This is a genomic window from Ideonella sp. (assembly GCF_041287625.1).
In the GTDB taxonomy this organism is placed as follows: Bacteria; Pseudomonadota; Gammaproteobacteria; order Burkholderiales; family Burkholderiaceae_C; genus Ideonella.
The window spans coordinates 1-25219 of sequence record NZ_JBGGNH010000050.1 but is presented as its reverse complement, the minus strand read 5'-3'; the positions used below and the strand labels follow the sequence as shown (position 1 = coordinate 25219).

Sequence of the window (25219 nt, the reverse complement as noted above, 5' to 3'; positions counted from 1 at the left end):
AACCCGCATGTCCGCACCCATGAACATCGGCGAGGCCGCCAAGGCCTCCGGCGTCTCGGCCAAGATGATCCGCCACTACGAAAGCGTGGGCTTGTTCCCCGAGGCCAGCCGCACCGAGGCGGGCTACCGGCAGTACAGCGAGAAGGAGGTCAGCACGCTGCGCTTCGTGCGTCAGTCGCGCGACCTGGGCTTCTCCATCGAGCAGATCCGCGAGCTGCTGGGCCTGTGGCAGAACCGCCGCCGCCCCAGCCGCCAGGTCAAGGCCCTGGCCGAGGCGCATTTGCAGGAGCTGGAGCAAAAGCTGCAGGAACTCCAGGCGATGAAGTCCACGCTGCAGCACCTGGTGCACTGCTGCCATGGCGACGACCGGCCGGACTGCCCCATCCTCGACACCCTGGCCCAGGGCGAGCCGGTGGCCGTCGCCCACGGCCCCCGCAATGGCCTGCGGCCCGGCAAGGCTGCGGCATGACCGCGCCGGGCTTGACCTTCCCGCCGGGGAAGGCCTGATACTGCAGACCGTGAAAGCGCTCCGCCTTTGCCTGCTGCTGTTGTTGGCCGTGCTGCTGCCCTTGCGGGGCGCAGTGGCCGCGGCCATGCTGTGCCCGGGAGGCCAGGCGATGCAGCTGCAGCTGTCAGCCGCGCCTGCGGGCATGGCGATGCATGACCATGCCCACATGCATGAACACGAGGCCCAAGCCGGGCAGGCGCATCACGCGCAACCCTCTGGCGAGCTCGCCAAGTGCAACACCTGCTGCGACTTTTGCGCGATGACGCCGCTGCCGGCCACCGAGCCGCTGCTGCCGGTGGCGCAGGCACTCGCCAACGTGCGTTACCCGCACCTGTTGGCGCCCGCGCCGAGCTTTGTCTCGGGTGGGCAAGAGCGGCCGCCCAGAGCGGCCTGCTGAAGCGGCCCTTGGGGTCGTTCACGCCCGTGCCGCGTCACGGGTGAAGCTCGCCCGCGCTGGTCGCGGGTGCCGGCTGGTGGCCCACGGGCTTGCCGGCGCTTTGAGTCAAGCTTCCATGTCCATTCTTCCTTTCCCTGTGCGCGGCGCAGTGGCGCTCGCTGCGCTGGCCGTGCTCGGCGGCTGCGCCTCGTTTTCGCCAGACGGTGGCTTTGGCGAAGTTGCCCAGCTGACCCAGGCCCGCACCGGCCAGGCGCCGCGCTGGCAACGCACGCCGGCCGACGAAGCCGCCGCGCAAACCCGCGTCACCGAGCTGTTGCAACAGCCGCTCAGCGCGGAAGCCGCAGTCGAGCTGGCGCTGCTGCACAACCGCGGCCTGCAGGCCCGCTTTGCCGAGCTGGGCATGGCCGAAGCCGAGCGCGTGCAGGCCGGCCGGCTGGCCAACCCCACGCTGCGCTACGGCCGCATGAGCGGCGGCGGCGTGACCGAGATCGACGGCGCGGTGCTGTTCAACCTGCTGGGCCTGCTGACGCTGCCGCTGGCGAGCGAACTTGGCCAGCAGCACTTCGAGCAGGCCAAGCTGCAGGCCGCGAGCGACGCCGTGGCCGTGGCCACCCAGGCCCGGCGCGCGTTTTTCACCGCAGTGGCCGCGCAAGCCTTGGTCACCTACGCACAGCAGGTCAAGTCGGCCGCCGAAGCCTCGCGCGAGCTGGCCACGCGCATGCAGCAGGCGGGCAACTTCAACAAGCTCGCGCAGATGCGCCAACAGGCCTTCGATGCGGATGCCACCGCGCAACTGCTGCGGGCCCAGCACCGCGCCGTGGTCGAGCGCGAACAGCTGGTGCGGGCGCTCGGCCTTTCGGGCGACGAACTTGGCAAGCTGCAACTGCCCGAGCGACTGCCCGACTTGCCCGACTTGCCCGGCCAGCCGGCTGCGCTGGCGCAGGCCGAGCAGGCCGCGATGGACCGGCGCCTGGACGTGCTGCAGGCCCGCCGCAGCGCCGAAGCCACCGCCCGCCAGTTCGGTCTCACCCAGCGCACCGGCTTCGTCAACCTGCTGGACCCGAACCTCGCGCTGGCCCGTCACAGCCAGACCGGCGAGGCCACGCGGCGTGGCTTCGAGCTTGAACTCACGCTGCCGCTGTTCGACTTTGGCGCCGGTGGCAGCCCGGCTGCGGTGCAGGCCGAGGCGCAGTACCGCCAGGCCCTGCATCACGCGGCCGAGGTGGCGGTGAACGCCCGCTCCGAAGTGCGTGAATCCAGCTCGGCCTACCTCACGGCCCACGCGCTGGCGCGCCACTACCGCGACGAAGTGCTGCCGCTGCAGCAGCGCATCGCCGACGAGAACCAGCTTCGCTACAACGGCATGCTGCTCAGCGTCTTCGAACTGCTGGCCGACGCACGCGAACAGATCACCAGCGTCACCGGCTACACCGAAGCGCTGCGCGACTTCTGGCTCGCCGATGCCGACCTGCAACAAGCCCTGGCCGGCCCGCTGCCGCAGCCGGGCCAGTGAAAGCATTCCCATGACTTCTTCCCGCCGAAACTTCCTGCGTGCCGCCGGCGCCACCGCCGTGGGCGCCGCAGCCGTCAGCCGCGCTGCCGTGGCGGCAGTCCCCGAAGCCACCGAGGCGCCGTCTGCCGCCACCCAGCCGCCGCCGCTGCCGCCCAATGGCCGGCCGTTCAACCCGGTGGTCACGCTCAACGGCTGGTCCTTGCCCTGGCGCTTGAAAGGCAACGTCAAGGAATTCCACCTGGTGGCCGAGCCGGTGGTGCGCGAATTCGCGCCCGGCATGAAGGCCAGGCTGTGGGGCTACAACGGCACCAGCCCGGGTCCGACCATCGAGGCCGTTGAAGGCGACCGCGTGCGCATCTTCGTTACCAACCGCCTGCCCGAGCCCACCAGCACGCACTGGCATGGCCTGATCATCCCTTCGGGCATGGACGGCGTGACGGGGCTCACGCAGCCGGCCATCGCGCCCGGCAAGAGCTGGGTCTATGAGTTCGTCGTGGATAATTCAGGTACCTACATGTACCACCCGCATGCAGACGAAATGCTGCAGATGGCGATGGGCATGATGGGCCTGTTCATCGTGCACCCGAAAGACCCGCGCCAGCACCGCGTGGACCGCGACTTCGCCTTCCTGCTGGCGGCTTATGACATCCAGCCCGGCGCCGCCACGCCCAGCGTCAACACCATGCTGGACTTCAACCTCTGGACCTGGAACAGCCGCGTCTTCCCCGGCATCGACCCGCTGGTCGCCCGCACCGGCGACCGCGTGCGCATCCGCGTCGGCAACCTGACGATGACCAACCACCCGATGCACCTGCACGGCCACCGCTTCGAAGTCACCGGCACGGACGGCGGCTGGGTGCCACCTGCGGCGCGCTGGCCGGAAGTGACGACCGATGTGGCCGTTGGCCAGATGCGCGCGCTGGAGTTCAACGCCGTGGCCGGCGACTGGTCATTGCACTGCCACAAGTCCCACCACACCATGAACGCGATGGGCCACGACGTGCCCACGATGATCGGCGTGGACCAGCGCGCCGCCACCGAGAAGATCATCCGCCTGCTGCCGGACTACATGCAAATGGGCGACAAGGGCATGCACGAGATGACCGAAATGGAAATGCCGCTGCCCGACAACACCCTGCCCATGATGACCGCCCAAGGCCCCTTCGGCGCCATCGGCATGGGCGGCATGTTCAGCGTGCTGAAAGTGCGCGACGACCAGAAACCCGGTGACTACCGCGACCCCGGCTGGTTCAAGCACCCGGCCGGTACGCTGGCGAAGGAATACACAGGCGAGCTGCCAGCGCCGGTGCGCGCCGCAGCGCCACCTGCGGAAGCCAACATGCCGGAAGTGCGGAAGCCGATGGGGCATGAGGGGCACGGCGGGCACTGAGCATCGGCGTAGGGCGTTGGTCACGGGCCAGAATCCCGGCTCCGCCGCTACCCTGTGACTGCCCCATGCTGCCTGCCATTGCCGCCCTCCTGAGTGCCGAGATGATGCGCAACGGCGGCTCGCTGTTGACCATTTTCCAGGGCACCAACGGTGCAAAGTACGCCCTTCACTTCGACCTTCTGTCGGCGCGAGGCCCGAATAACGAGTTCATCCGCTTGGGCTATGCGAAGCCGGTCGTCTTCGAGCGCTTTCGGTTTCACGAGCCTGGCAGGGACGAATGGCAAGCCATCAACCCGGTCGAAATCTCCTGGACTCATGCCACGGTGCTGCTGCACCAACTGCGCGGGTTCCTCTGCAGTGAACATGATGCGCGCTGGCTTGCGGCCATGGAAGAGACCGCCGTCAGCAAGGGCAAGTTGCCGGCTGGAATCGACGCGATCCTTTGACCCACATCACCAAGCCCGACCTGAGATTGCCGGAAAGGTGTCGCGAGACCCTCGACGGCAATTGGGAAGGCCCTGAAGTCAAATCCCGCAGCGCGCCAGCGTGGGTTGTTCTGCCGCCTGGCGTGCCTATCTTTGCCACGCAGCCAGACGATTCGATGGCGTTGTTGCTGGTGTGGCGTGAGGCGCGTGCTGCTTTGGGTTGATCCTGGTGTACGTGACGGGCGCGCAAGGCGCCGCGGTGGCTGACAGAACCAGCGCGGCTAGGCGCGGGTTGAAACCGAGTGTTGCGTCAGCGGCTGGCGAGGCTGCGTGCCAGCGGCTGTTCCAAACATCAAACGAATGGATCGATGAGTCGCACGCCGGTTCCGGCAAAGTCCCGCACGTTGCGGGTGACGAGCGTCATGCCGTGCTCGAGCGCAGTCGCTGCGATCACGGAGTCGCGCCAAGCGCGCGGATTGGGGACGTGCATAGGCGCGCACAGTCGCGCGCCGCGCGCTGTGAAGGGCAGCGTTCGACCGTCATAGGCAGCTTCCAGCCCTTCGATCCATGCCTTGAGACCGGCTGCCTGCGCTGCGTCGGTGCGCGCCTTGAGCTCGTAGCCCAGCCACAGCTCCAGCAGCACGACGGCCGACAGATAGAACTGCTCTGCCGGCAAGCTCGCCGCCCAACTGCGCACCGTGGCCGAGGGTTGCTTCTTGCCCGTCCGCAGCTCGGAGACGACGTTCGTGTCGAGCAGGAACATGTTCAGTCCAGATCGGCCGCCACAGGCTGGTCGATCAGGCGCGGAGGCTCGAAGTCAATCCCGGCCGTCTCTGGCAGCCCGTCCATGAGCGCCAGCAGGCTGCGACTGGGTTGACGCTCGCCGCCGAGCGCGTAGAAGTCGTCGATGCGCAGCAAGGCGTAGGCAGGATGGCCGCGGTCGGTGATCAGCACCGGGCCCATGTCGGCCGCCCGCTTGGCGCCGGCCAGATCGCGTGCGAACTGGCGCGCCGGGATGGTCGTGATCGGTTTTGGCATGGGTTGACTCCTGCGGGGAGGCTTGACGGATGTCAGTATGTTATGACACTGGTCCCGTGGGCGCAAACCGATGGCATGCTGCGGTCGTGCGTTTCGGCCGGTTGGATGGCAACGTTTGGTTCAATGACCCGCCGGCACGCGCGCCAGCGGCGCCTTCATCTCCGCCAGGGCATAGCTCAGCACCGCCAGCAGCGCGACCTGCTTGCGCAGGGCTTGCGGGTCGACCTTGTCCAGGGTGTCGGCGGCGGTGTGGTGGTAGTCGAAGTAGTGGCGGGTGTCGACCAGCGGCGCGAAGCCGGGCACGCCGGCCTGCTGCAGCGGTTCGATGTCGGTGCCTGCCTCGCCGGCGCGGGTCGTCATCACGCCTGCGCCGATGCTGCGCAGCACCTGCGCGACCGGTGCCAGGCGCTTGAGCTCGGCTTCGCTGACGGCGCCGAAAAAGCCCAGCGGGTCGCCGAGGCCGAAGTCGCTTTCGATGGCTGCAGTCTGCGTGGACAGCTTGCCCTTGACCGACTCGAAATAGGCCTTGCCGCCGCGGGCGCCGTTTTCCTCGTTGGCCCAGGCCACCATGCGCACCGTGCGACGCGGCGCGAGGCCGAGCGACTTCAGCACCTGCACCGCGCCCATCGCCGCGGCCACGCCCATGCCGTCGTCCATCGCGCCAGTGCCCAGGTCCCAGCTGTCCAGGTGGCCGGAGACGATCACGAATTCTTCCGGGTGCTCGCGGCCGGGCAGGTCGGCCAGCACGTTGTGGCCATCGGCGTCGGGCAGCGTGCGCGGGGTCAGCAGCAGCTTCATCGTCACCGGGCCTTCGGCGGACAGGCGCTCGATCAGCATTGCGTCTTCGGCGCTCAGCGCGGCGGCGGGCAGCGGCTGCACGCCGGGCGCAAAGCCTGTGGCGCCGGTGTGCGGCAGGCGGTAGTTGGCCGCACCGACCGAGCGCACCAGCACGGCGGCTGCGCCCAGCTTGGCCGCCACCGAGGGCCCGCGAAAGCGCGGTTCGCCGGCCTGGCCGTAGGCCTTGTCGGCCATGCCGTTGTCGGCCAGGTGCTGGTCGAACGGCACGCTGATCAGCACGATCTTGCCGGGCACTTCCGAAGCGCGCGCAGCCAACTCGTCCATGCCGTGAACCAGCAGCACCGGCGCGGTGAGGCCAGCGGCTGGTGTGGCGGCCGAGCCCCCCAGCGTGGTCAGCACCAGGCGCTGGGTGATGCCGGCCGGACGGCCGGCGTAGTCCACCAGCTCGGCGCGTTCTTCGCCGCGCACCCAGTGCGGCACCTTGACGGGTTGCTGCGTCACCGTGAGGCCGGCCGCCGCCATGGCCGCGCCGACCTGGGCTGCTGCAGCTTCGGCACCGGGCGAACCGGCCAGCCGCGGGCCGATCTTGTCGGCCAGGTTGGCCAGGCGCTGCCAGGCGAAATCGCTTTGCAGCGCAGCGTCGCGGATGCGAACCAGCACGGCCGGGTCGATCTCAGGTGGGGCGGACGGTGCCTGGGCCCGGCCCGGCAGTGTGGCGCAGGTCAGCAGCAGCACGGTGGTGAACTGGAAAGGGCGGATCAGCCGGCGGACGGCACGCGCGAGAGGCATCTTGGAGTGTTCCGGTTTCGAGAAACCACGGAGGTTACCCAAGCCTGGCCCGAAAACGACAAAGCCCGCCGAAGCGGGCTTGGGGGCTGCGGGGACCGGTGGTCCCGCGGGTGGCCGTTCAGGCCTGCGCGAGGCCGCTGCTGCGGCCGGTGCTGCGGCCGGTGCTGCCCTGGCCGTAGACCGAGGCAGCGGGTGCCTCGGAGGGCAGCAGCACGTCGATCGCGCGGTCCAGCGCGGAGGTGGCGCGGGCCACGGCGTCGCGCTGGGCGGCAACTTGGCCGCTGGTGCGCACCAGCCGGCGGCGCAGCGCGGGCGGCACGCCGCCGCTGCGCTCGGCATTGCCAAAGCGGGAAACGGCCTGGGCCAGCGCACGGTGCAGCGCAGCGGCCGCTTCCTCGGCAGCCGGGGCGTTCTGCAGCTTCAGGGCATTGCCCAGGGCCGACAGTTGGGCCTCGACTTCGGCCAGGGTGGCTTCCAGGTCGCGGGGCGCGGAGACGGGGGCGGGATTGGGGCGCATCGGGGGTGCAGGTGAGCCTCGGCCCGCGCGGGTGCGCAGGGCCGATGCGGGCTTACGGCGGAAAACGGGCAGGGCAGGGGCAGTCGTGCTCAGGCCCTGGCGTGCGGCGAAGCCGCGCACCAGGCCGGGCAAATGCTGAACGGGCGCGGCCTCAGGACGGCTGGCGACCCAGCAGTTCCTGCGCGTTGCTGATCAGCTTGTCGGCGATCTTGCCGGCGTTGACCTCGAACTTGCCGTCGCGGATGGCTTGCGCCATGCGTTGCACCTTCTCGGTGTCGAACGTGGCGTCGGTCGGGGCGTTGCGCAGCTCGCTGGCGGTGGACGAAATGGCCACTTCGGCACTCACAGGTTCCGCTGCGGCGCTGCCCGATTTTTTGTCGGTGCCAGCGGCCTTGCGGTCGTTGACCAGCTGGCTGATGCCAGGCTGGCTGTCGGGGGAACCGATCTTCATGATGTTGCTCTCCTGCTGGCCCGGGGAAACTCCAGGGATCCGATGCACGTGTGTGCTGTATCGGAACACTTTGGCGGGACTTTAGCCATTTCGAATCGAGAAAAGCGGGTTTTCACAAGGCCACTTCGACCAATCGGTCGGCCACCGCGCGGCCCATCAAGACCTTGCCGGCCTCGGTGCGCACACGGATGGTCTGGCCCTCGATGCCCGGGTTCATGGCCTGGGCTTCGGTGGCAATGGCCCAGCCTGCACCGCCGGCCACGACCTTCACTGTCTCGCCAGCAGCGAACCACTGGCGTGCCTTGAGGTCCGGCTGGCGCAGCGCACTGCCGGCGGCCATGCCGCGCTGCAGCGAGCGGCCCACCAGGCCATTGGCTTCGGCAACCGGCATGCCGGTGCCGGCCGCCAGGTCGACCTCGGCTTCCATCAGGTGGCTGGCCAGCAGCACGGTGCCGGCGGGCAAGGCGTCTCGCAGCACCAGGGCGGGCCGCCAGACGTGCACTGTCAGCGGCAGGCTGACGTTCCAGGCCTTGCTGCCTTGCACGCATTTCAGGCCGATGCGGGTGCGGCCCCAGGTCGGCAGGCCAGGCGGCAGATAGGGTTCGATCTTCTGGCAAGGCGCCAGGCGCAGCCGAGGATCCAGCGCACCGACCTCGATCTCCACGCGGGTGTTCTTGTTGCCGCTGCCCAGCACTGCGCTGTCATGCGCCAGTTGCTGGATGCGGCCGCCCAGTTCACTGCCCAACGACGCCAGCGCACCGTCCTGCGGCGGCGGCGCCACTGCGGCGCGCACGGGTGCAGGCGCTGCCGAAGCAGCGGCGGCGGTTGTGGGGGCGGACGCCGGGGCGGCAGCCGGTTTGATGATGCGGGTGTTCGGCGGCAAGGTCTGCACCAGGCCGGGGTTGATGACGATCTCTTCAGCTGACACGCCGGCCCAGGCCGCGGCCAGCGCAGCGCACAGCAGCGGCTGCATCAGCGCGCGGCGGGCGGTACGGGGCAGGGCGGGGGTTCGGGCTGGCATGGCAGTTTCCTGGAGCGTCAGGTTCTGCACTGTAGGCAGCGGGGCGCTGTCGGACGGTCTGAAATGCGGGGCGGGTGGCTGCCATTTCGCGCCTTCAGAGTCTGGCGCGCACTTTCACAATCGCTCCACGCCGCAAGCCATGCCTGCTTATCGGCTCACCTCGGCAACTTCTGAAGGACGTTCGCATGATCAACCGCTTGACCGACAGCATGGACTTCCAGTCCCAGGCCTTGTCCCTGCGGGCCGAACGCCAGCGCCTGATTGCCAGCAACATTGCCAATGCCGACACCCCCGGCTACACGGCCCGCGAAATGGACTTCTCGCAAGCCCTGCGCCAAGCCACCGGGAGCGCCGCGGTGAACGGCCGCATGGCGGCGACCCAGGCCGGCCACATCCAGCCCGCAGCCGGCGCCACCAGCGAGACCGGCCTGAAATACGCATTGGCCTCGCAGACCAACCTGGACGGCAACTCGGTCGACATGGACCGTGAGCGCGCCAGCTTCGCCGAGAACTCGGTCAAGTACGAAGCCACGCTGAGGTTCCTGAATGGCCAGATCAAGTCCCTCTCGGACGCGATGAAGAGTCCGAGCCAGGGTTGAGGCGCATGACCGTGATCCTTGAAGCGATTCTTCAGCGGGCCGAGTGCCGGGCCGCTCCCAAGTCGGCCCGCATCCCCTTGGGGGATCGGCTGGCGTACTCGACGGACGAGGGGAAAACATGAACCACTGGAACCTGCAACCCTCGCCACAGCCGCAACGCCCCACGGGCAGCGACTGGCCGATGGCACCGGTGACCAAGCCTGCCGCCCCCGCTTCCGCCAAGCCGCAAGGAGCCGCCAAATGAGCATGTTCAAGGTTTTCGACATCTCCGGCAGCGCGGTCAGCGCGCAAAGTCAGCGGTTGAATGTGGTGGCATCGAACCTGGCCAACGTCGACACCGTCGCCGGCCCGGACGGTCAGCCCTACAAGGCGCGCCAGGTCGTGTTCCAGACGGTGCTGATGGATGCTTCCGGCAACGTCTCGGGCGGCCGCCAGACCGATGACGGCGTGACCGCCAGCGCGGGCGTGCGGGTCTCCAACATCCAGGAAGACCAGACCGCCGGCCGCAAGGTCCACGACCCTTCGCACCCGCAGGCCGATGCGCAGGGCTATGTCACCTACAGCAACGTGAACCCGGTCGAAGAGATGGTCAACATGATCTCGTCCTCGCGCTCGTACCAGAACAACATCGAAGTCATGAACACGGCCAAGAGCCTGCTGCTCAAGACGCTGCAAATGGGCCAGGGCTGAGTCCCACGCCGTCCCTGCCCACCTGATTTCATAGGAGCCCCTCATGGCCGTCGATTCCGCCACTGGCACCAACAGCACGAGCAAGACCAGCTCCACCAACGGGCTGAACAGCACCTCCAGCAGCGAGGCCTCCGACCGCTTCCTCAAGCTGCTGGTCACGCAGATGCAGAACCAGGACCCGCTGAACCCGCTGGACAACGCGCAGGTCACCAGCCAGATGGCGCAGATCAGCACCGTCACCGGCCTGGAGACGCTGAATTCCACCGTCAGCGGCCTGAACTCGCAGTTCCTGCAACTGCAGACCATGCAGGGTGCCGCGCTGGTCGGTCACGAAGTGGCTTTCGAGGGCAACTCGCTGAAGCAGTCCGCCGGTTCCGGCAGCGGGGGCTTCGAGATCAGCAGCGCGGCCGACGAAGTCAAGATCGAAATCCAGACCGCCGACGGCGCCACGCTGGACACCGTCACGCTGAAGAACCTGGACGCTGGCCGCCACGACTTCAACTGGGACGTGCCGACCTCGCGCGAAGGCACGGCGCTGACCTTCAAGGTCACCGCCACCGCCAAGGGCAACGCGGTGGATTCAATGCCGCTGCAGACCGACAAGATCACCGCCGTCAGCACCTTCAACAACACGATGGCGCTGGAACTCTCGAACGGGGACCGGGTGGCCTACGACGCCGTCTGGGCCTTCCTCTGATCGACGGCTGCCACTGGCCGTTTCCTTCCGTCTCCGCCCCGTCCTTCTCCATTCCTCTTCCTGCCCCAGGAGCATTCCATGAGCTTCCAGCAAGGCCTGTCCGGTCTGAACGTCATGTCCAAGAGCCTGGACGTGATCGGCAACAACATCGCCAATGCCAACACCTTTGGCGCCAAGGGCTCGCGGGCTGAATTCGCCGACATGTACGCCAGCGCGCTGAACGGTGCCGGCACCAACAACGTGGGCATCGGCGTGCAGATGGCCTCGGTGTCGCAGCAGTTCACCCAGGGCAACATCACCGCCACCGAAAACCCGATGGACGTGGCGATCAACGGCGGCGGCTTCTTCCAGCTGACCGACGGCCACAGCCCGGTCACCTACTCGCGCAACGGCCAGTTCAAGGTCGACTCCAGCGGCAACATCGTCAACAACCAGGGCCTGAAGCTGATGGGCTACCAGGCCGACAACACCGGCACCATCCAGCCGGGCCTGGCCGTGCCGCTGCAGCTGCCCACCGCCGGCATCAACCCCAAGACCACCGACCAGATCGACATGGAGTTCAACCTGGACTCCCGCCTGGCCACCACCGATCCCGGCTCCGGCGTCTCGCCGCGCATCGACTTCAGCGACGCCTCGACCTACAACAAGGCGACCTCGCTGACGGTCTACGACGCCAAGGGCCAGACGGTGGCGCTGACCTACTACTTCCAGAAGACCGATACCGACAAGTGGAACGTCTACGTGACGGCCAACGGCGATTCGGTCGGCGGCTCCACCGCCGACCCGCAACCGCTGACCGAACTGGACTTCCAGTCCGACGGTTCTTCGGCCACGCCGGAAAGCCTGAGCTTCGACATTCCGGCTTCGCAGAATTCACAGGGTTCGCAGACGCTGCCAATCACCGGCATCGACCTGAATTTCACCGGCTCGACGCAGTACGGCCTGGACTTCGGGGTGACCAACCTGTCGCAGACCGGCTACGCCCCGGGTTCGCTGTCGTCGATCGCCATCGACGACAGCGGCGTCATCATGGCCCGCTATTCGAACGGCCAGTCCAAGCCGGCAGGCCAGGTCGAGCTGGCGACCTTCCGCAACATGCAGGGCCTGCAGCCGTTGGGCGGCAATGGCTGGCAGCGCACCTTCGCTTCGGGCGATCCGGTGGTCGGCACACCTGGCGTGGGCAACATTGGCGTGCTGCAGGCCGGTGCGCTGGAAGAGTCCAACGTGGACCTGACCGGCGAGCTGGTCAACATGATCACCGCGCAGCGCGCCTACCAGGCCAACGCCCAGACCATCAAGACGATGGACCAGGTGCTGCAGACGCTGGTCAACCTCCGCTAACCTGACTTAGGACCCCGCCATGGACCGCATGATCTACCTGTCGATGTCCGGCGCGAAGGCGGCGATGCAGCGCCAGGAGGTGATCAGCCACAACCTGGCCAACGTCAACACCACCGGCTTTCGCGAGCAGATGGCGGCGTTTCGCTCGGTGCCGGTGCGCGGCGATGGCGCCTCCACCCGCGCCTATGCGCTGGAAACCACCATTGGCTACAAGGGCGACGCGGGGCCGCTGGAAGTCACCGGTCGCAACCTGGACGTGGCGGTGAAGGGCCAGTCCTGGATGGCCGTGCAAGGCTTGGATGGCACCGAGGCCTACACCCGCGCTGGCGCAATGGAAATCAACAGCGAAGGCTTGCTGGTGACCCGTGGCGGCCTTCAGGTCATGGGCGACGGCGGGCCGATCACGGTGCCGCCGAACGCCGAGGTGCAGATCGGCGACGACGGCACGCTTTCGGCCACCGTGCCCGGCGGCAAGCCGCAGGCCGTGGGCAAGCTCAAGCTGGTGACGCCGGAAGCCGGCAACCTGCTCACGCGCGGCGAAGACGGCTTGTTCCGCGCCGCCACCGGCGACCTGGAAGCCGACCCGAACGCCCGCGTGCAGAGCGGCTCGCTGGAAGGCTCGAACGTCAGCCCGGTCGAGACCATGGTCGCGATGATCTCGGCGGCACGCCAGTTCGAGCACCAGATGAAGCTGCTGCAGACTTCCGAGAAGCAGGACCAGGCCGCGTCGCGGCTGCTGGGCAGCAGCTGATCGCAGGCCGGGCTCAGTCGCCTGCCGGCAGCGCGCCGGCACCGGCGGCAACAGCCTGCGGGCCGAAGCTGACGTAGAAGGTCGCGCCCTGTCCGGGCGAGCTCTCGGCCCACACCCGGCCGCCGTGCCGGTCCAGGATGCGCTTGACGATGGACAGGCCGACACCCGAGCCGGCGAACTGCGCACCATGCAGCCGGTGGAAGGGCTTGAACAACCGTTCCGCCTGGCTGGCATCGAAGCCTACGCCCTGGTCCCGCACAAAGAGCACCGGCGCGCCGGTGTGCTTCAAGGCCCCGATCACCACCGTGGCCGCAGCGGCCATGCTGCCGGCACCGGCTGTGAATTTGAGCGCATTGCCGATCAGGTTGACAAACACCTGCTGGGCCAGGTCGGGGTCTGCATCGATCTGCGGCAGCGCCTCGATCTGCACCGGCAGGAGCGCTGCGCCTGGGGCTTGCAGCAGCGCGAGTGCGGCCTGCACGACCTGCGTCGCATCGATGTCCTGGCGGGCCAGCGCAATGTCGCTGGCGCGCGCAAGGTGCAGCAGCGATTCCACCATCCTGCCGGATTGTTCAGCCTGGTCGGCGATCACCTCCAGGAAGTGATCGACCTTGTCGTGGCGCTGCTGCGCGACAAAGTCTCGGGCCAGCCTGGCTGCGCCGGCAATGCCGCCCAGCGGTCCGCGCAGGTCGTGCGAGACGCTGCGGGTGAAGCTTTCGAGGCCATCGATGATCTCGTGCAGCTGCGCGGTGCGCTCCTGCACGCGCAGCTCCAGCGTCTCGTTGGCAACGCGCAGTTCTGCCGCAGCGGCCTTGCGCTCGACGATCTCCAGCGCCAGCTGTTCGGCCGTGTGCTGCACCCGCTTGTAGAGGCTGCCGTTTTCATAGATCCGCCCGGCCTGGGCTGCGTGGATCGCCAGCAGGTCCAGGTCCTGCGCGCTGAACGGGCCGTCGCCCAGCTTGTCGAGCAGCAGGATCCAGCCATAGCTGTGGTGCAGCGAAACAATGGGTGCCAGCAGGCCGTGCTGCCAGGCCGGAAAGCCGGGCGGCAGCGGGGTCTGGCCGTCCTCGAAGGAGAAGCGCCGGGACCGGCCGTCTTCCATCACCTGACCTGGCAGCCCTGCGCCAAGGTCCAGTTGCGCCCTGAGTTGCGTCGTCTCGTCCTGTGTCAGGCCCCATGTGGCCAGGTGGGTGGTGGTGGTCCCGTTCTTGTACCTGGCCGCCAGCACGGAGCGCCGGGCACCGGTGAGCTCGCGAGCGCCGCGGCAGACCTTGTTGAGCAGCTCGTAGGGATCTCGCTCCGAGGCCAGCTGCAGGCTCAGGTCGGTGAGCGCGGACATGCGGTGGTTGGTGTGCTCCAGCTCTTCGACCTTCAGTGCGAGTTTGTTTGTGAGCACACGCAGATGCTCGCGATCAAAGTCTTCCATGTCGAGGGCCGGTGTCGCCGTTTGCCGAGAGGACAGTGCATCCGCCACCACGCGCAGGATTTCCTCCGGCTCGCAGGGCTTCACCAGGACATGGGTCACGCCGCAAGCATCGGCCAGGGTGCTTGCCTCCTGTTCCATGAAGGTCGCGGTATAGAAGATGATCTTTGTGGCGGCGATGGTGGGTTCCAGCCGCAACTGACGGACGAATTCGTAGCCGTCCATCGCCGGCATCAGCAGGTCGCAGATCACCAGGTCAGGCACTTTCTCCCGGGCCAGTGCAAGCGCCATGTGGCCATCCGCCGCCTCTAAGGACTGATGGCCTGCATAACGCAGCAGCGTGACAACCAGGTCCCGGTTGGACGCCTGGTCATCGACAACGAGCACGAGCGCCATGCCAGAGGCCCGGTCAGGAGGCAGGATGCCCGGCAGGGCCCCGCAGCGCAGCCGGCAGGTAAGCCTCGATCTGGCCGACGAACAGCTCCGGCTCGATGGGCTTGGAGAGGTAACCATCAAAGCCGGCCGTGATGACCCGCTCGCGGTCGTGGGGCATCGAGAATGCCGTCACCGCCACCACCGGAATGGCGGCGGTGCGTGGATCGGCACGCAAGGCGGTGAGCGTCTGGTAGCCATCGAGCACTGGCATCTGCAGGTCGCACACGATCAGTGCCGGCGGGGTTGACTGGGCGACCGCCAGCCCTTCCTGTCCGTTGACCGCCATCAGCACCGTGTGACCGCGGTGAGTCAGGATGTAGCGCACCAGTTCCATGTTGGCAGGGTTGTCTTCGATGACGAGAATGTTCGCAGGCATCTCTACGCTCCAGGCAGCAGCAAGGAAAACCGGCTGCCGTGGTCGCTTTTGCTTTGCACGACGATACGCCCTCCCAGCACTTCGGCAAGCCGTTGGCTCAGGTGTAAACCCAGGCCGGTACCGTCGGGTGCACCCGGCCGGCTCTGGTTGACGCGTGAAAATGCGCCGAAAAGCTTGGCGTGGTCAGATGGCGCGATGCCGATGCCGCTGTCTTCGACGCGGATCTCGACCCAGTGGCCGCTGCTGTCCTGCGGTGCAGGCACACCAGCCGCCAGTGTCATCCGCACGCCGCCTTCTTCGGTGAACTTGATGCCATTGCCCACCAGGTTCAGCACGATCTGCTGCAGGGCCCGGCGGTCGCTTTGCAGCACCACGGCCTCCTCTGGCAGTTGCAGGTCGAAGTCCAGTCCCTTGGCGCGGGCCTGGGGCGCCAGCGTGGCGGCGATCTCCCGCAGCAGTTCGCCGCAGTCCACCGGCTTCAGGTGAAGCTCGAGCTTGCCGGCCTCGATCTTCGCCACGTCCAGCAGGTCGTTGATCAGGGCCAGCAGGTGCCGCCCGCTGGACTGCACGGTGCGCAGCTGCTGCTCCTGCTCGGCGTTGAGCGGACCGGGAAGCTTCATCAGCAGCGTGCCGGTGAAGCCGATGATGGCGTTCAGCGGTGTGCGCAGTTCGTGGCTCATGCCCGCGAGAAAACGGTCCTTGGCTTCGTTGGCCAGTGCCAGCTCCTGGTTCTTTTCCTGCAGCGCGTGCTCGAAGCGCTTGCGTTCGCTGATGTCGCGGATGGCGCTCATCACGTAGGTGTGGCCCTCGGCCTGCAAGGGGCTCAGGCTGATCTCGACCGGGAATTCGCTGCCGTCCTTGCGCAGCCCGGCCAGGTCAAGCCCCGAGCCCATCGAGCGCTGGCGCGGCTGCAGGAAGTAGCGCGAGCGGTGGCCCACGTGGGCCCGGCGGTAGCGCGAAGGCAGCAGTTCGTCCACCACGCGGCCTCGCAGCTCGCCCGGGGCATAGCCGAACAGGCGTTCGGCCTGGGTGTTGGCAATGACAATGTGGCCGGTGGGATTGGCCATCACGATGCCGTCCGGGGTTGAATCAAGCAGCTCACGGTAGCGGGCCTCCATCAGCTGCGCATCGCGCTGAACCCGCAGGGCCGTGACATCCTTCTCGGCAACCACGATCAGCGGTTGGCCCGCGCCGCCCAGCAGCCGGCGCGCCGACACGTCCACATACAGCAGCGAGCCATTGCGGCGCTGGCGCACCGATTCCCATGCACCGGCACCGCCCGCCAGCACCTGGTCCAGGTGACGCGCATGATCGGCATGAAGGTCCGGCGGCACCACCAGTGCCTCGAAGCGCTGGCCGCAGGCGTCGGTCGCGGTGTGGCCATAGATGGCCTCGGCGCCCTGGGCCCAGCGCAGTACTTCGCCGTCTGGCCGGATCAGGATCAGCGCATCCGGCGCATGGCCCAGCATCAGCCTGAGCAGTTCGTCTTCGGGGATGGGCAAGTCGCCTCCTCCTGTTGGTCGCCCGATTCTGATCAGTTCTGCGGAGGGCGGCGGCCTTCCGCGGCTGCGTTACATCCTTCATGTAGAGGACGGGGCCGCCAGAGGCCGGGTGTTCGCTGGCGAGGAAAGCCACAGCTTATGCCGGCTTTTCCAGCGCTATCGGCCCTCAAGTTCCCCGCATCATCGGTTCACCGCTTTGACGGGGGTGCCCTATGCTTCGATCGCTCTGGATTTCCAAATCCGGGATGGAGGCCCAGCAGATGCAGCTGGACCACATCTCCCACAACCTCTCGAACGTTGCGACCAACGGCTACAAGCAGTCGCACGCCAGCTTCGAGGACCTGATGTACCAGAACCTGCGCCAGACCGGCTCGAACAGCTCGGAGCAGACGCAGCTGCCGACCGGCCTGCAGGTCGGCCTGGGCACGCGCGCGGTGGCCACCACGCGCAACTTCAGCCAGGGCACGCTGCAGCAGACCAGCAACATGCTGGACCTGGGCATCAAGGGCAACGGCTTCTTCCAGGTGGCGATGCCCGACGGCACCACCGGCTACACCCGCGATGGCGCCTTCCAGCTCGACGCACAGGGCCAGATGGTGACCAACAACGGTTACCTGGTGCAGCCCGGCATCACCATCCCGACCAATGCCACCTCGGTGAGCATTGCCGCCGATGGCACGGTCTCGGTCACCACGCCGGGCCAGGTCGCGCCGGCCACCGTCGGCCAGCTGCAGATTGCCAACTTCATCAACCCGGCCGGCCTGGAGCCACGCGGGCAGAACCTGTTCACCGAAACCGCCTCGTCCGGCACGCCGACGACCGGCGCGGGCGGCACCAACAGCCTTGGCACGGTGCAGCAGGGCTTCACCGAAGCGAGCAATGTCAACGTGGTCGAGGAGCTGGTTTCGATGATCCAGACCCAGCGCGCCTACGAGCTGAATTCCAAGGCCGTGTCGACCTCCGACCAGATGCTGCAGCGCCTGTCGCAGCTGTGATGCCGCAGCGCTGATCCGCCTGATCCTTTCCCGGAGACCTGCCGTGACCCTGGCCCGCTTTTCCTCCCATTCCGTGGCGCTGCTCGCCCTGCTGTCCTGCGGCGCGCTGGCGGCCTGCAGCACCGTCTACACGACGCCGGAAGTGCAGTTCCCCACAGCCACGGCGCCCTCCATGCCGGCCAGCGGCCCCACGCCCTGGGAAGCCCAGATGCCGGTGCCGGTGGCTGCTCGCCCCGCCGGCTCGGTCAACGGCTCGATCTACCAGGCCGCGGCCTACCGTCCGATGTTCGAGGACCACCGCGCGCGCATGGTGGGCGACACGCTGACGGTGCAGATCAGCGAGCGCGTCACGGCCAGCCAGAAGGCCACCAGCACCATCGACAAGACCGGCGCGGTGACCGGCGCGCTCAGCGGCCTGCCGCTGATCAGCCCCAGCCTGCTGGCCAAGGTGGGCGTGAATGCCGCCGGCAGCAGCAGCAACACCTTCGCCGGCAAGGGCTCGACCGACACCGCCAATGACTTCTCCGGCACCATCACCGCGATCGTCACCGGCGTGCTGCCCAACGGCCACCTGCTGATCGCCGGCGAGAAGCAGGTTGGCGTGAACCACAACGTGGACACGCTGCGCTTCACTGGCCAGGTCGACCCGCGCAGCATCCTGCCGGGCAACGCCATCGCCAGCACGCAGATCGCCAACGTGCGCGTGCAGCACAAGGGCGACGGCGCGATGGCCGATACGCAGGGAATTAACTGGCTCTCGCGCTTCTTCTTGAACCTTCTGCCGGTTTGAGTTTGCCCAGAATCGGCCGAACCCCTCCCGCTTTGTGTCAGCTTTGCAAACGCCCGCCACCATGACCGTGACCACCCGCCTTTCCCGCTGTGCTGTCGTGCTCGCCGGCCTGGCCATGGCGGTGGGTGCGGTGCTGCCGGCGCAGGCCGCGCAGCGCATCAAGGAGGTCGCCTCGGTGCAGGGCGTGCGCAGCAACCAGCTGATCGGCTACGGCCTGGTCGTGGGCCTGGACGGCACCGGCGACCAGACGGCCCAGGTGCCGTTCACCGCGCAGGGTGTCAGCTCGATGCTGCAGCAGATGGGCATCTCGGTGCCGCCCGGCACCTCGATGCAGCTGAAGAACATTGCCGCGGTGCTGGTCACCGCCACGCTGCCGGCCTTTGCCCAGCCGGGCCAGCACATCGACGTCAGTGTCTCGTCGATCGGCAATGCCAAGAGCCTGCGCGGCGGCTCGCTGGTCGCCACGCCGCTGAAGGGTGCCGATGGCGAGGTCTATGCCGTGGCGCAAGGCGGCCTGATCGTCGGCGGGGCCGGCGCTTCGCAAGGCGGCTCCAAGGTGCAGATCAACCATTTGAGCGGTGGCCGCGTGCCTGAAGGCGCGACGGTGGAGCGCACCGTGCCCACGCCGCTGGCGCAGGGCGACTCGATCCAGCTCGACGTGAATTCGGCCGACTTCAACACCGCCCGCGCGGTGGCCCAGGCCATCAATGCCGCCAAGGGCCCTGGCATCGCGCAGGCGCTCGATGGCCGGGTGGTGCGGGTGCGTGCGCCGCAGGACATGAATGACCGCGTGGCCTTCCTGGCCGACATCGAGAACCTGCCGCTGGAGCTGGCCAAGCCGGCTGCCAAGGTGGTGATGAACCCGCGCACCGGCTCCATCGTGCTGAACCAGGCCGTCTCGCTGGCGCCTTGCGCGGTGGCCCATGGCAGCCTGTCGGTGATCATCAATGCCACGCCCACGGTGAGCCAGCCCAATGCGCTGTCCGGTGGCACGACCACGGTCACTGAGAAGACCGACATCTCGATCTCCCAGCAGGGCGGCAACGTGATCCAGCTGCCGGCCAGCGCCCAGTTGGCCGACGTGGTCAAGGCCCTCAACGCGCTCGGCGCAACCCCGCAAGACCTGCTGGCGATCCTGCAGGCCATGAAATCCGCCGGCGCGCTGCAGGCGGACCTGGAAGTCATCTGACATGAGCAAGCTCGCCACCACCGGTCTCGGAGCCAACGCAGGTGCGGCCAATGTGGCCAGCACCGGCTTTGGCGATGCGCGCGGTGTCGAGTCGCTGAAGAGCCGCGCGGCCAAGGATCCGAAGGCCGCCGTCAAGGAGGCCGCCAAGCAGTTCGAGACGCTGTTCATGCAGCAGCTGCTCAAGAGCATGCGCGAGGCCACCAAGTCCGACAGCAGCATGGACAACGACGCCTCCAAGCTCGGCGCCGAAATGCTGGACACGCAATGGTCCACCAAGCTTTCCGGCCGCCCCGGTGGCCTGGCCGACGTGATTGCCCGCCAGCTGGACCGCCAGGTCAGCGGCAGCGCGACTTCGATTGCCAAGCCCGACAGCGCCAACCTCGCCGCCGCCCGTTCCACCGCCAGCCTGGCCCGGCCACAGGCGGCCATCAGCATGCCGCAGCAGTCGGCCTCCGACTTCGTGACCCAGCACACCGAAGCCGCGACACAGGCCGAAGCCACCACCGGCATCCCGGCGTCCTTCATGATCGCCCAGGCGGCACATGAGACCGGCTGGGGCAAGCACGAGATCCGCCACCAGGACGGGACCACGGCCCACAACCTGTTCGGCATCAAGGCCGGCAGCAACTGGACCGGCGACACGGTCAACGTGACCACGACCGAATACAGCAACGGCCAGCCGCACAAGGTGGTGCAGAAGTTCCGCGCCTACGGCAGCTATGCCGAATCCTTTGCCGACTATGCCAAGCTGATGAAGGACAACCCGCGCTACGAGCGCGTGGTCGCCTCCGGCAGCGACGCCCACAGCTTTGCCCACGGCCTGCAGAAGGCCGGCTACGCCACCGACCCGGCTTATGCGCAAAAGCTCAGCCGCGTGATCAACACCACCCTGCGCCTGCAGCGCAGCGTGCAGACCTGAGGCCCGCGCCATGTCCGGCTTGATGAGCATCGGGTTGCGCGGCATGTTCGCCGCTCAGGCGGCGTTGGACGTCACCAGCCACAACATTGCCAATGCCAACGTTGCGGGCTACTCGCGGCAGGAGGCCGAGGTCGAGACCTCGAAGGGCCAGTACACCGGCCGCGGCTTCTTCGGCAAGGGTGTCAACGTCACCAACGTCAAGCGTGCCCACGACGACTTCCTGACCATGCAGGCCGCGGCCGCGCAGTCGCTGAAGTCCATGGACGCCACCCGCTCCGAACAGCTGCAGCAACTGCAGGATGTCTTTCCGTCGGGCAACCAGGGCATTGGCTATGCCATGGGCGACTTCCTGAACTCGATGGTCGACTTGGCCAACACGCCCAACGATGCTTCGGCGCGCCAGGTGGTGCTGGCGCGTGCGTCCGACGTGGCCGACCGCTTCAAGGCCGGTGCCGAGCGCATCCGGGTGCTGCAGGAGGGCGTGCAGTCCGACATGCGCAACTCGGTCTCCACGCTGAACACGCTGGCCGCGAAGGTCGCCGACCTGAACAACCAGATCGCGGGCTATGCCGGCGTGACCCAGCAGCCCAACGACCTGCTGGACCAGCGCGACCAGCTGATCTCGCAGATCAGCGAGATCGTCGAGGTCAGCACGCTGAAGGCCACGGATGGCACGATGGGCGTGTTCATCGCCGGCGGCCAGCGCCTGGTGCTGGGCAACGAAGCTTCGACGGTGACGGTGCAGGCCGATCCGGCCGACCCGTCGCGCAGCGCGCTGGCGCTGCAAAGCTCGGGCGACACGCTGTCGCTGCGCGAAGACATGATCACCGGCGGTTCGCTGGCCGGCCTGCTGAAGTTCCAGAACGACGACCTGGTCGATGCGCGCAACGAGCTTGGCCAGATGGCCGCTGCGTTCGGCACGCGCGTCAACGAGGTGCAGTCGCTGGGCATCGACATGGGCAACCCGGCCGGTGCCGGTGCGCCGCTGTTCAGCATCGGCGCGCCCAGCGCCAAGCCGAATGCCAACAATGCCAAGGATGGCAGCGGCATCTACATCGCGCAGGTCCAGCTGACGGTGACGGATGCCACCCAGCTGCAGGCCAGCGACTACGAGATGCGGGCCGACGGCAGCGGGAACTACTCGCTCAAGCGCCTGTCCGACGGCCTGACCCGCACGGTGGCCAATGGCGATACCGTGGACGGTTTCAAGATCGACGTCAACCCGGACCTGCAGACCGGCGACCGCTTCCTGCTGCAGCCGGTGGGCGTCGCTGCCAGCGGCATGGACCGCATCATGGACGATGTCAACGGCATCGCCGCCGCCTCGCCGGTGACCGCGACGATGAACGTCGCCAACACCGGCACCGCCACCGTCAGCTCGCTGACGGTGACCGACAAGTCGATCGACCCCTCGCTCACCGCCAGCGTCAGCTTCACGTCCGACACCGGTGACTTCAACTGGGAGCTGCGCGACAGCAGCGGCAATGTCACCACCAGCGGCACCGGTGCCTGGGTCTCGGGCCAGCCGATCTCGCTCAACGGTTTCGAGGTCCAGCTCAATGGCGTGCCCAAGAGCGGCGACTCGATGAGCGTGGCGCCCACCACCTACACGGCGACCAACAACGGCAACGCGCTGGCTTTTGCTGCGCTGCGCGACGAGCGCATGGTCGGCCGCTTCCAGCGCACCGACGGCACGATTGCCGACGGTGCGACCGCCACCGACGCCTACGCCGCAGCCATGGCCGACATCGGCGTGCGGGTGCAGGGTGCGATTGCTGCGAGCAACATCTCCACCTCGGCCGCCGACCAGACCGCGCAGACCCTGGCCTCCAAGACCGGCGTGAACCTGGACGAAGAGGCCTCGCGGCTGATCCAGTTCCAGCAGGCCTACCAGGCTGCCGCCAAGGTGCTGCAGATTGCCCAGACCGTGTTCGACACCATGCTGCAGCTGGGCCATTGAGCCCTGCGGCATGGTTGCCAGATGATCGATTGCCTTGACCGCGCGGCGCGAGCCGCAGGAGCCCCGCGATGACCCGCATCACCACCGCCTACGCGTTCTCCTCTTCGGTGGAAAACCTGCAGCAGCGCCAGGCCGAACTGGTCCGCGCGCAGGAGCAGATGACCAGCGGCAAACGCGTGCTGAAAGCCAGCGACGACCCGACCGCCGCCGCCCGCGCCGAGCGCGCCCGGGCGATGGAGCAGCGTGCCGACGCCACGACCCGCGCCATCGACGCCAGCCGCAACTCGATGACACTGACCGAATCGGCGCTGTCCGATGCCGGTGAGCTGGTGCAGCAGGCGCGCGAACTGATTGTTGCGGCCGGCAATGCGTCGTACAGCGACGCCGAACGTGCCGACACCGCCAACCAGATCGCCGCGATCCGCAAGCAGCTGCTGGCCGTGGCCAACCGCGGCGACGGCACCGGCGGCTATGTGTTTTCTGGCCAGGGCAGCAGCCAGGCCCCGTTCATCGACCAGCCCGGTGGCGTCGGCTACACCGGCAGCGGCGGTGCCACCCAGGTCGCGTCCGACGAGCAACTGCCGCTGACGCTGGACGGCAACCAGACCTGGCTGGCCGCGCCCACCGGCAACGGCGTGTTCACCACCAGCAGCAACAGCGCCAGCGCCTGGATCGACGCCGGCCGCGTGACCTCGCCGGCGGCCATCACCGGCTCTTCGTACCAGATCCAGTTCACCGTGGCCAACGGTGCCACGACCTACTCGGTCATCAAGGACGGCGGCACCGCCGTGCTGTCCGACCAGCCCTACACCTCGGGCCAGGCGATCCAGGTCGACGGCATGGCGCTGAGCGTCAGCGGAACGCCCGGCCAGGGCGACAGTTTCGACATTGCGCCCTCGACGCCGGACGCCTCCATCTTCAGCGTGCTCGACAAGGCCGTGGCCGAGCTGAAGACGCCTTCGCGCAGCGCTGCGCAGACCACGCAGACGGTGCAATCCAGCCTGCGCGACATCGATTCGGTCGCCAATCACCTGCAAAGCACCCGCAGCATGACCGGCGAGCTGCTCAAGCGCATCGACAGCGTGCAGGGCCGCGTCGACGACTTGAAGCTTTTCAGTAAAACCACCGAATCGAATGCCGAAGACCTCGACATGGCCCAGGCCATCTCGGACTTCTCGAACAAGCAGACCGGCTACTCTGCTGCGCTGCAGACCTACGCGTCGATGCAAAAGCTGTCCCTGTTCAACTACATCAACGGCTGACAACAAGAAAACTGTCATGGATCATCCTGTGCTCGATCAGCTGGTGCTGGCCTACGGCGCCCTGTTCAATGCCAAACGCCAACCGGCGATCACCCGTCTCACGCTGCACCCGCTGGTCGGCGCACCGGCCGAGCTGGCCGATGGCGTGCTGGCCATGCTGGCGGCCGACTGGCCCGAGACCAACGGCCCGCTGGCCCTGAACCCCACCAGCGAGCCGCTGCTGCATGCGCTGCTGGAACGGCCCGCGCCGGCCCACATCCAGCTGGAGGTGCCGGCCTTCATGGCAGCCGATCCGGCCAGCGCCGAACTGCTGCGCGCCCATGCCAAGACCGGCTCGGTGCTGGTGCTCAAGGGCCGCCCGCTGGCCCCGCTGCCGCCGGACCTGGCAGGCTGCTTCAAGCATGTGATCGTGGACGCCGCCGAAGACCGGCGCCAGCAACCCGCGCCCGCCAACGCCCCCGCCCGCAGCACTCCCTGGGTGATTGCCGCGGCGCCGACGGCCACCGTGGCCGCCGATGCGCTCAAGCGCGGCGCGCTGGCGGTGCAAGGCTGGCCGCTGGGCGATGCGCCCGCCGCCAACGTCGCCCGCAAGGATGTGCCGGCCAGCGCCCAGGTGGTGATGGACCTGATCCAGCGCGTGGACCGCGAGGAGCCGGCCAACAAGCTCGATGCCGTGCTGCGCGGCGACCCGGCGCTGGCCTTCAAGCTGATGCGCCTGATCAACTCACCGGCCTTCGGCCTGTCGGTCGAGGTCAGCTCGTTCCAGCACGCCATCATGATCCTCGGCTACCAGCGCCTGAAGCGCTGGCTGGCGCTCTTGATGACCAGCGCGGTCGACAGCCCGGACCTGAAGCCGTTGATGTTCCTGGCCGTGCGCCGCGGCCTGCTGATGGAAGACCTGGCCCGCGGGCTGGGCGACGAATCCGCCCGCAGCGAAGCCTTCATCTGCGGCGTCTTCTCGCTGCTGGACCGCATGCTCGGCCAACCCTTCGACCGCCTGCTGTCCAGCCTGCCGGTCGCCGAAGGCGTCGCGCAAACCCTGGTCGGCGAAAACGGCCCCTACCGCCAGTCCCTGAACCTGGCCATCGCCATCGAAGCCGAATCGCCGCACGACATCACCGATGCGACCGGCGAGATGCTGCTGTCCGCCGGCGAAGTGAACCGCGCGGCCTGGAAGGCATTGCTCGCGTCGCGCCAGATGCAGCCGGAGTGAGCTGTCGCAGTCCGCCTTGCTTGCGCCTTCGAGGGTGCCGCGCTGGGTAAGGGACGTCAATCCGCGTAGGCGCCCGCGGCTTGGATGACCTTGGCCCAGCGCGCGACCTCGGCTTCGACAAACTTCTTGTGCGCCGCCGGTTCGACGCGGGCGTCCGACACGACGGTGATCCCCAGCGCCTCCTGGCGCTTGATGAGTTCCGGATCCTTGAGTGCCCCGCGCAGCGCTTC

The 25219-nt window shown here is 67.8% G+C and carries 27 protein-coding genes and 1 pseudogene; 18 read left to right on the top strand and 10 right to left on the bottom strand.

Annotation, left to right across the window (positions count from 1 at the left end; all coding sequences use genetic code 11):
* The first annotated feature begins 7 nt into the window (after positions 1-7).
* The 6 genes from cueR (at position 8) to ACAH41_RS18815 (ending at position 4457) form a co-directional block, all read left to right on the top strand.
* Positions 8-469 carry a Cu(I)-responsive transcriptional regulator gene (cueR, locus tag ACAH41_RS18840; protein ID WP_325653209.1) on the top strand — a complete coding sequence of 154 codons (462 nt, stop codon included), beginning with the start codon at positions 8-10 and terminating at the stop codon, positions 467-469.
* 49 nt (positions 470-518) lie between these two features.
* A complete protein-coding gene (locus tag ACAH41_RS18835; protein ID WP_325653211.1) occupies positions 519-905 on the top strand; it encodes a DUF2946 family protein in 387 nt (128 codons plus the stop codon).
* A gap of 115 nt (positions 906-1020) precedes the next feature.
* Positions 1021-2418, top strand: a complete 1398-nt coding sequence (locus tag ACAH41_RS18830) for a TolC family protein (protein ID WP_325653212.1) — start codon at positions 1021-1023, stop codon at positions 2416-2418.
* A gap of 10 nt (positions 2419-2428) precedes the next feature.
* The gene (locus ACAH41_RS18825) at positions 2429-3808 is read left to right on the top strand and encodes a copper oxidase (protein ID WP_325653214.1); all 1380 of its coding nucleotides are present in this window, start codon (positions 2429-2431) and stop codon (positions 3806-3808) included.
* Positions 3809-3873: 65 nt separating this feature from the next.
* The gene (locus tag ACAH41_RS18820; RefSeq protein ID WP_325653215.1) at positions 3874-4254 is read left to right on the top strand and encodes a hypothetical protein; all 381 of its coding nucleotides are present in this window, start codon (positions 3874-3876) and stop codon (positions 4252-4254) included.
* A complete protein-coding gene (locus tag ACAH41_RS18815) occupies positions 4251-4457 on the top strand; it encodes a hypothetical protein (protein ID WP_325653217.1) in 207 nt (68 codons plus the stop codon). The genes ACAH41_RS18820 and ACAH41_RS18815 overlap by 4 nt, the downstream gene beginning before the upstream one ends.
* 128 nt (positions 4458-4585) lie before the next feature.
* Here ACAH41_RS18815 and ACAH41_RS18810 read toward each other — a convergent pair whose 3' ends face one another.
* The 6 genes from ACAH41_RS18810 to flgA form a co-directional block, all read right to left on the bottom strand.
* Positions 4586-4996 (bottom strand): type II toxin-antitoxin system VapC family toxin, encoded by a 411-nt coding sequence (locus ACAH41_RS18810; RefSeq protein WP_325653219.1) that lies wholly within the window; start codon positions 4994-4996, stop codon positions 4586-4588.
* Between the two features lie 2 nt (positions 4997-4998).
* Positions 4999-5271 (bottom strand): prevent-host-death protein, encoded by a 273-nt coding sequence (locus tag ACAH41_RS18805; RefSeq protein WP_325653221.1) that lies wholly within the window; start codon positions 5269-5271, stop codon positions 4999-5001.
* 120 nt (positions 5272-5391) lie between these two features.
* The gene (locus ACAH41_RS18800) at positions 5392-6858 is read right to left on the bottom strand and encodes a M20/M25/M40 family metallo-hydrolase (RefSeq protein WP_325653223.1); all 1467 of its coding nucleotides are present in this window, start codon (positions 6856-6858) and stop codon (positions 5392-5394) included.
* 118 nt (positions 6859-6976) lie between these two features.
* The gene (locus ACAH41_RS18795; protein WP_325653225.1) at positions 6977-7375 is read right to left on the bottom strand and encodes a hypothetical protein; all 399 of its coding nucleotides are present in this window, start codon (positions 7373-7375) and stop codon (positions 6977-6979) included.
* Between the two features lie 151 nt (positions 7376-7526).
* Positions 7527-7826 (bottom strand): flagellar biosynthesis anti-sigma factor FlgM, encoded by a 300-nt coding sequence (gene flgM / locus ACAH41_RS18790; RefSeq protein ID WP_141289757.1) that lies wholly within the window; start codon positions 7824-7826, stop codon positions 7527-7529.
* A 112-nt stretch (positions 7827-7938) separates the two neighbouring features.
* The gene (gene flgA / locus ACAH41_RS18785; RefSeq protein WP_325653227.1) at positions 7939-8847 is read right to left on the bottom strand and encodes a flagellar basal body P-ring formation chaperone FlgA; all 909 of its coding nucleotides are present in this window, start codon (positions 8845-8847) and stop codon (positions 7939-7941) included.
* A 185-nt stretch (positions 8848-9032) separates the two neighbouring features.
* On the opposite strand from flgA, the gene flgB reads away from it, so the two are divergent.
* The 5 genes from flgB (at position 9033) to flgF (ending at position 12925) form a co-directional block, all read left to right on the top strand.
* Entirely contained in the window at positions 9033-9446 is a 414-nt protein-coding gene (gene flgB / locus ACAH41_RS18780; RefSeq protein WP_325653228.1) for a flagellar basal body rod protein FlgB, read from the top strand.
* Between the two features lie 240 nt (positions 9447-9686).
* A complete protein-coding gene (gene flgC / locus ACAH41_RS18775; protein ID WP_325653230.1) occupies positions 9687-10136 on the top strand; it encodes a flagellar basal body rod protein FlgC in 450 nt (149 codons plus the stop codon).
* A 43-nt stretch (positions 10137-10179) separates the two neighbouring features.
* Positions 10180-10833, top strand: a complete 654-nt coding sequence (locus ACAH41_RS18770) for a flagellar hook capping FlgD N-terminal domain-containing protein (RefSeq protein WP_325653232.1) — start codon at positions 10180-10182, stop codon at positions 10831-10833.
* 78 nt (positions 10834-10911) lie between these two features.
* A complete protein-coding gene (flgE, locus tag ACAH41_RS18765; protein ID WP_325653234.1) occupies positions 10912-12174 on the top strand; it encodes a flagellar hook protein FlgE in 1263 nt (420 codons plus the stop codon).
* A 19-nt stretch (positions 12175-12193) separates the two neighbouring features.
* Positions 12194-12925, top strand: coding sequence for a flagellar basal-body rod protein FlgF (gene flgF, locus ACAH41_RS18760; protein ID WP_325653236.1), 732 nt, complete (start codon positions 12194-12196; stop codon positions 12923-12925).
* 13 nt (positions 12926-12938) lie between these two features.
* On the opposite strand, the gene ACAH41_RS18755 is transcribed toward flgF, so the two are convergent.
* Genes ACAH41_RS18755 through ACAH41_RS18745 form a run of 3 tightly spaced genes read right to left on the bottom strand, consistent with a single transcriptional unit; the run spans position 12939 to position 16661 of the window.
* Positions 12939-14744 carry an ATP-binding protein gene (locus ACAH41_RS18755; RefSeq protein ID WP_325653238.1) on the bottom strand — a complete coding sequence of 602 codons (1806 nt, stop codon included), beginning with the start codon at positions 14742-14744 and terminating at the stop codon, positions 12939-12941.
* A 13-nt stretch (positions 14745-14757) separates the two neighbouring features.
* Positions 14758-15159, bottom strand: coding sequence for a response regulator (locus ACAH41_RS18750; protein ID WP_325653242.1), 402 nt, complete (start codon positions 15157-15159; stop codon positions 14758-14760).
* A 2-nt stretch (positions 15160-15161) separates the two neighbouring features.
* Positions 15162-16661, bottom strand: coding sequence for a PAS domain S-box protein (locus ACAH41_RS18745; RefSeq protein WP_325653244.1), 1500 nt, complete (start codon positions 16659-16661; stop codon positions 15162-15164).
* Between the two features lie 212 nt (positions 16662-16873).
* On the opposite strand from ACAH41_RS18745, the gene flgG reads away from it, so the two are divergent.
* From flgG to ACAH41_RS18710, 7 genes are all read left to right on the top strand, one after another.
* Positions 16874-17656 carry a flagellar basal-body rod protein FlgG gene (gene flgG, locus ACAH41_RS18740; protein ID WP_325653246.1) on the top strand — a complete coding sequence of 261 codons (783 nt, stop codon included), beginning with the start codon at positions 16874-16876 and terminating at the stop codon, positions 17654-17656.
* A gap of 43 nt (positions 17657-17699) precedes the next feature.
* On the top strand, positions 17700-18446 hold the full coding sequence (locus tag ACAH41_RS18735; RefSeq protein ID WP_325653247.1) for a flagellar basal body L-ring protein FlgH: 747 nt from the start codon (positions 17700-17702) through the stop codon (positions 18444-18446).
* A gap of 61 nt (positions 18447-18507) precedes the next feature.
* On the top strand, positions 18508-19635 hold the full coding sequence (locus ACAH41_RS18730) for a flagellar basal body P-ring protein FlgI (RefSeq protein WP_325653249.1): 1128 nt from the start codon (positions 18508-18510) through the stop codon (positions 19633-19635).
* A gap of 1 nt (position 19636) precedes the next feature.
* Positions 19637-20554, top strand: coding sequence for a flagellar assembly peptidoglycan hydrolase FlgJ (flgJ, locus tag ACAH41_RS18725; protein WP_325653250.1), 918 nt, complete (start codon positions 19637-19639; stop codon positions 20552-20554).
* Between the two features lie 10 nt (positions 20555-20564).
* Positions 20565-22514: a flagellar hook-associated protein FlgK gene (flgK, locus tag ACAH41_RS18720; RefSeq protein ID WP_325653251.1), complete on the top strand. Its 1950-nt coding sequence runs from the start codon at positions 20565-20567 to the stop codon at positions 22512-22514.
* A 68-nt stretch (positions 22515-22582) separates the two neighbouring features.
* Positions 22583-23776: a flagellar hook-associated protein FlgL gene (gene flgL / locus ACAH41_RS18715; protein WP_325653253.1), complete on the top strand. Its 1194-nt coding sequence runs from the start codon at positions 22583-22585 to the stop codon at positions 23774-23776.
* 16 nt (positions 23777-23792) lie between these two features.
* The gene (locus tag ACAH41_RS18710; RefSeq protein ID WP_325653255.1) at positions 23793-24989 is read left to right on the top strand and encodes an HDOD domain-containing protein; all 1197 of its coding nucleotides are present in this window, start codon (positions 23793-23795) and stop codon (positions 24987-24989) included.
* Between the two features lie 56 nt (positions 24990-25045).
* Here the strand turns inward: ACAH41_RS18710 and ACAH41_RS18705 are convergent.
* Positions 25046-25219, bottom strand: a pseudogene (locus tag ACAH41_RS18705) (tripartite tricarboxylate transporter substrate binding protein BugD); the annotation flags it as partial.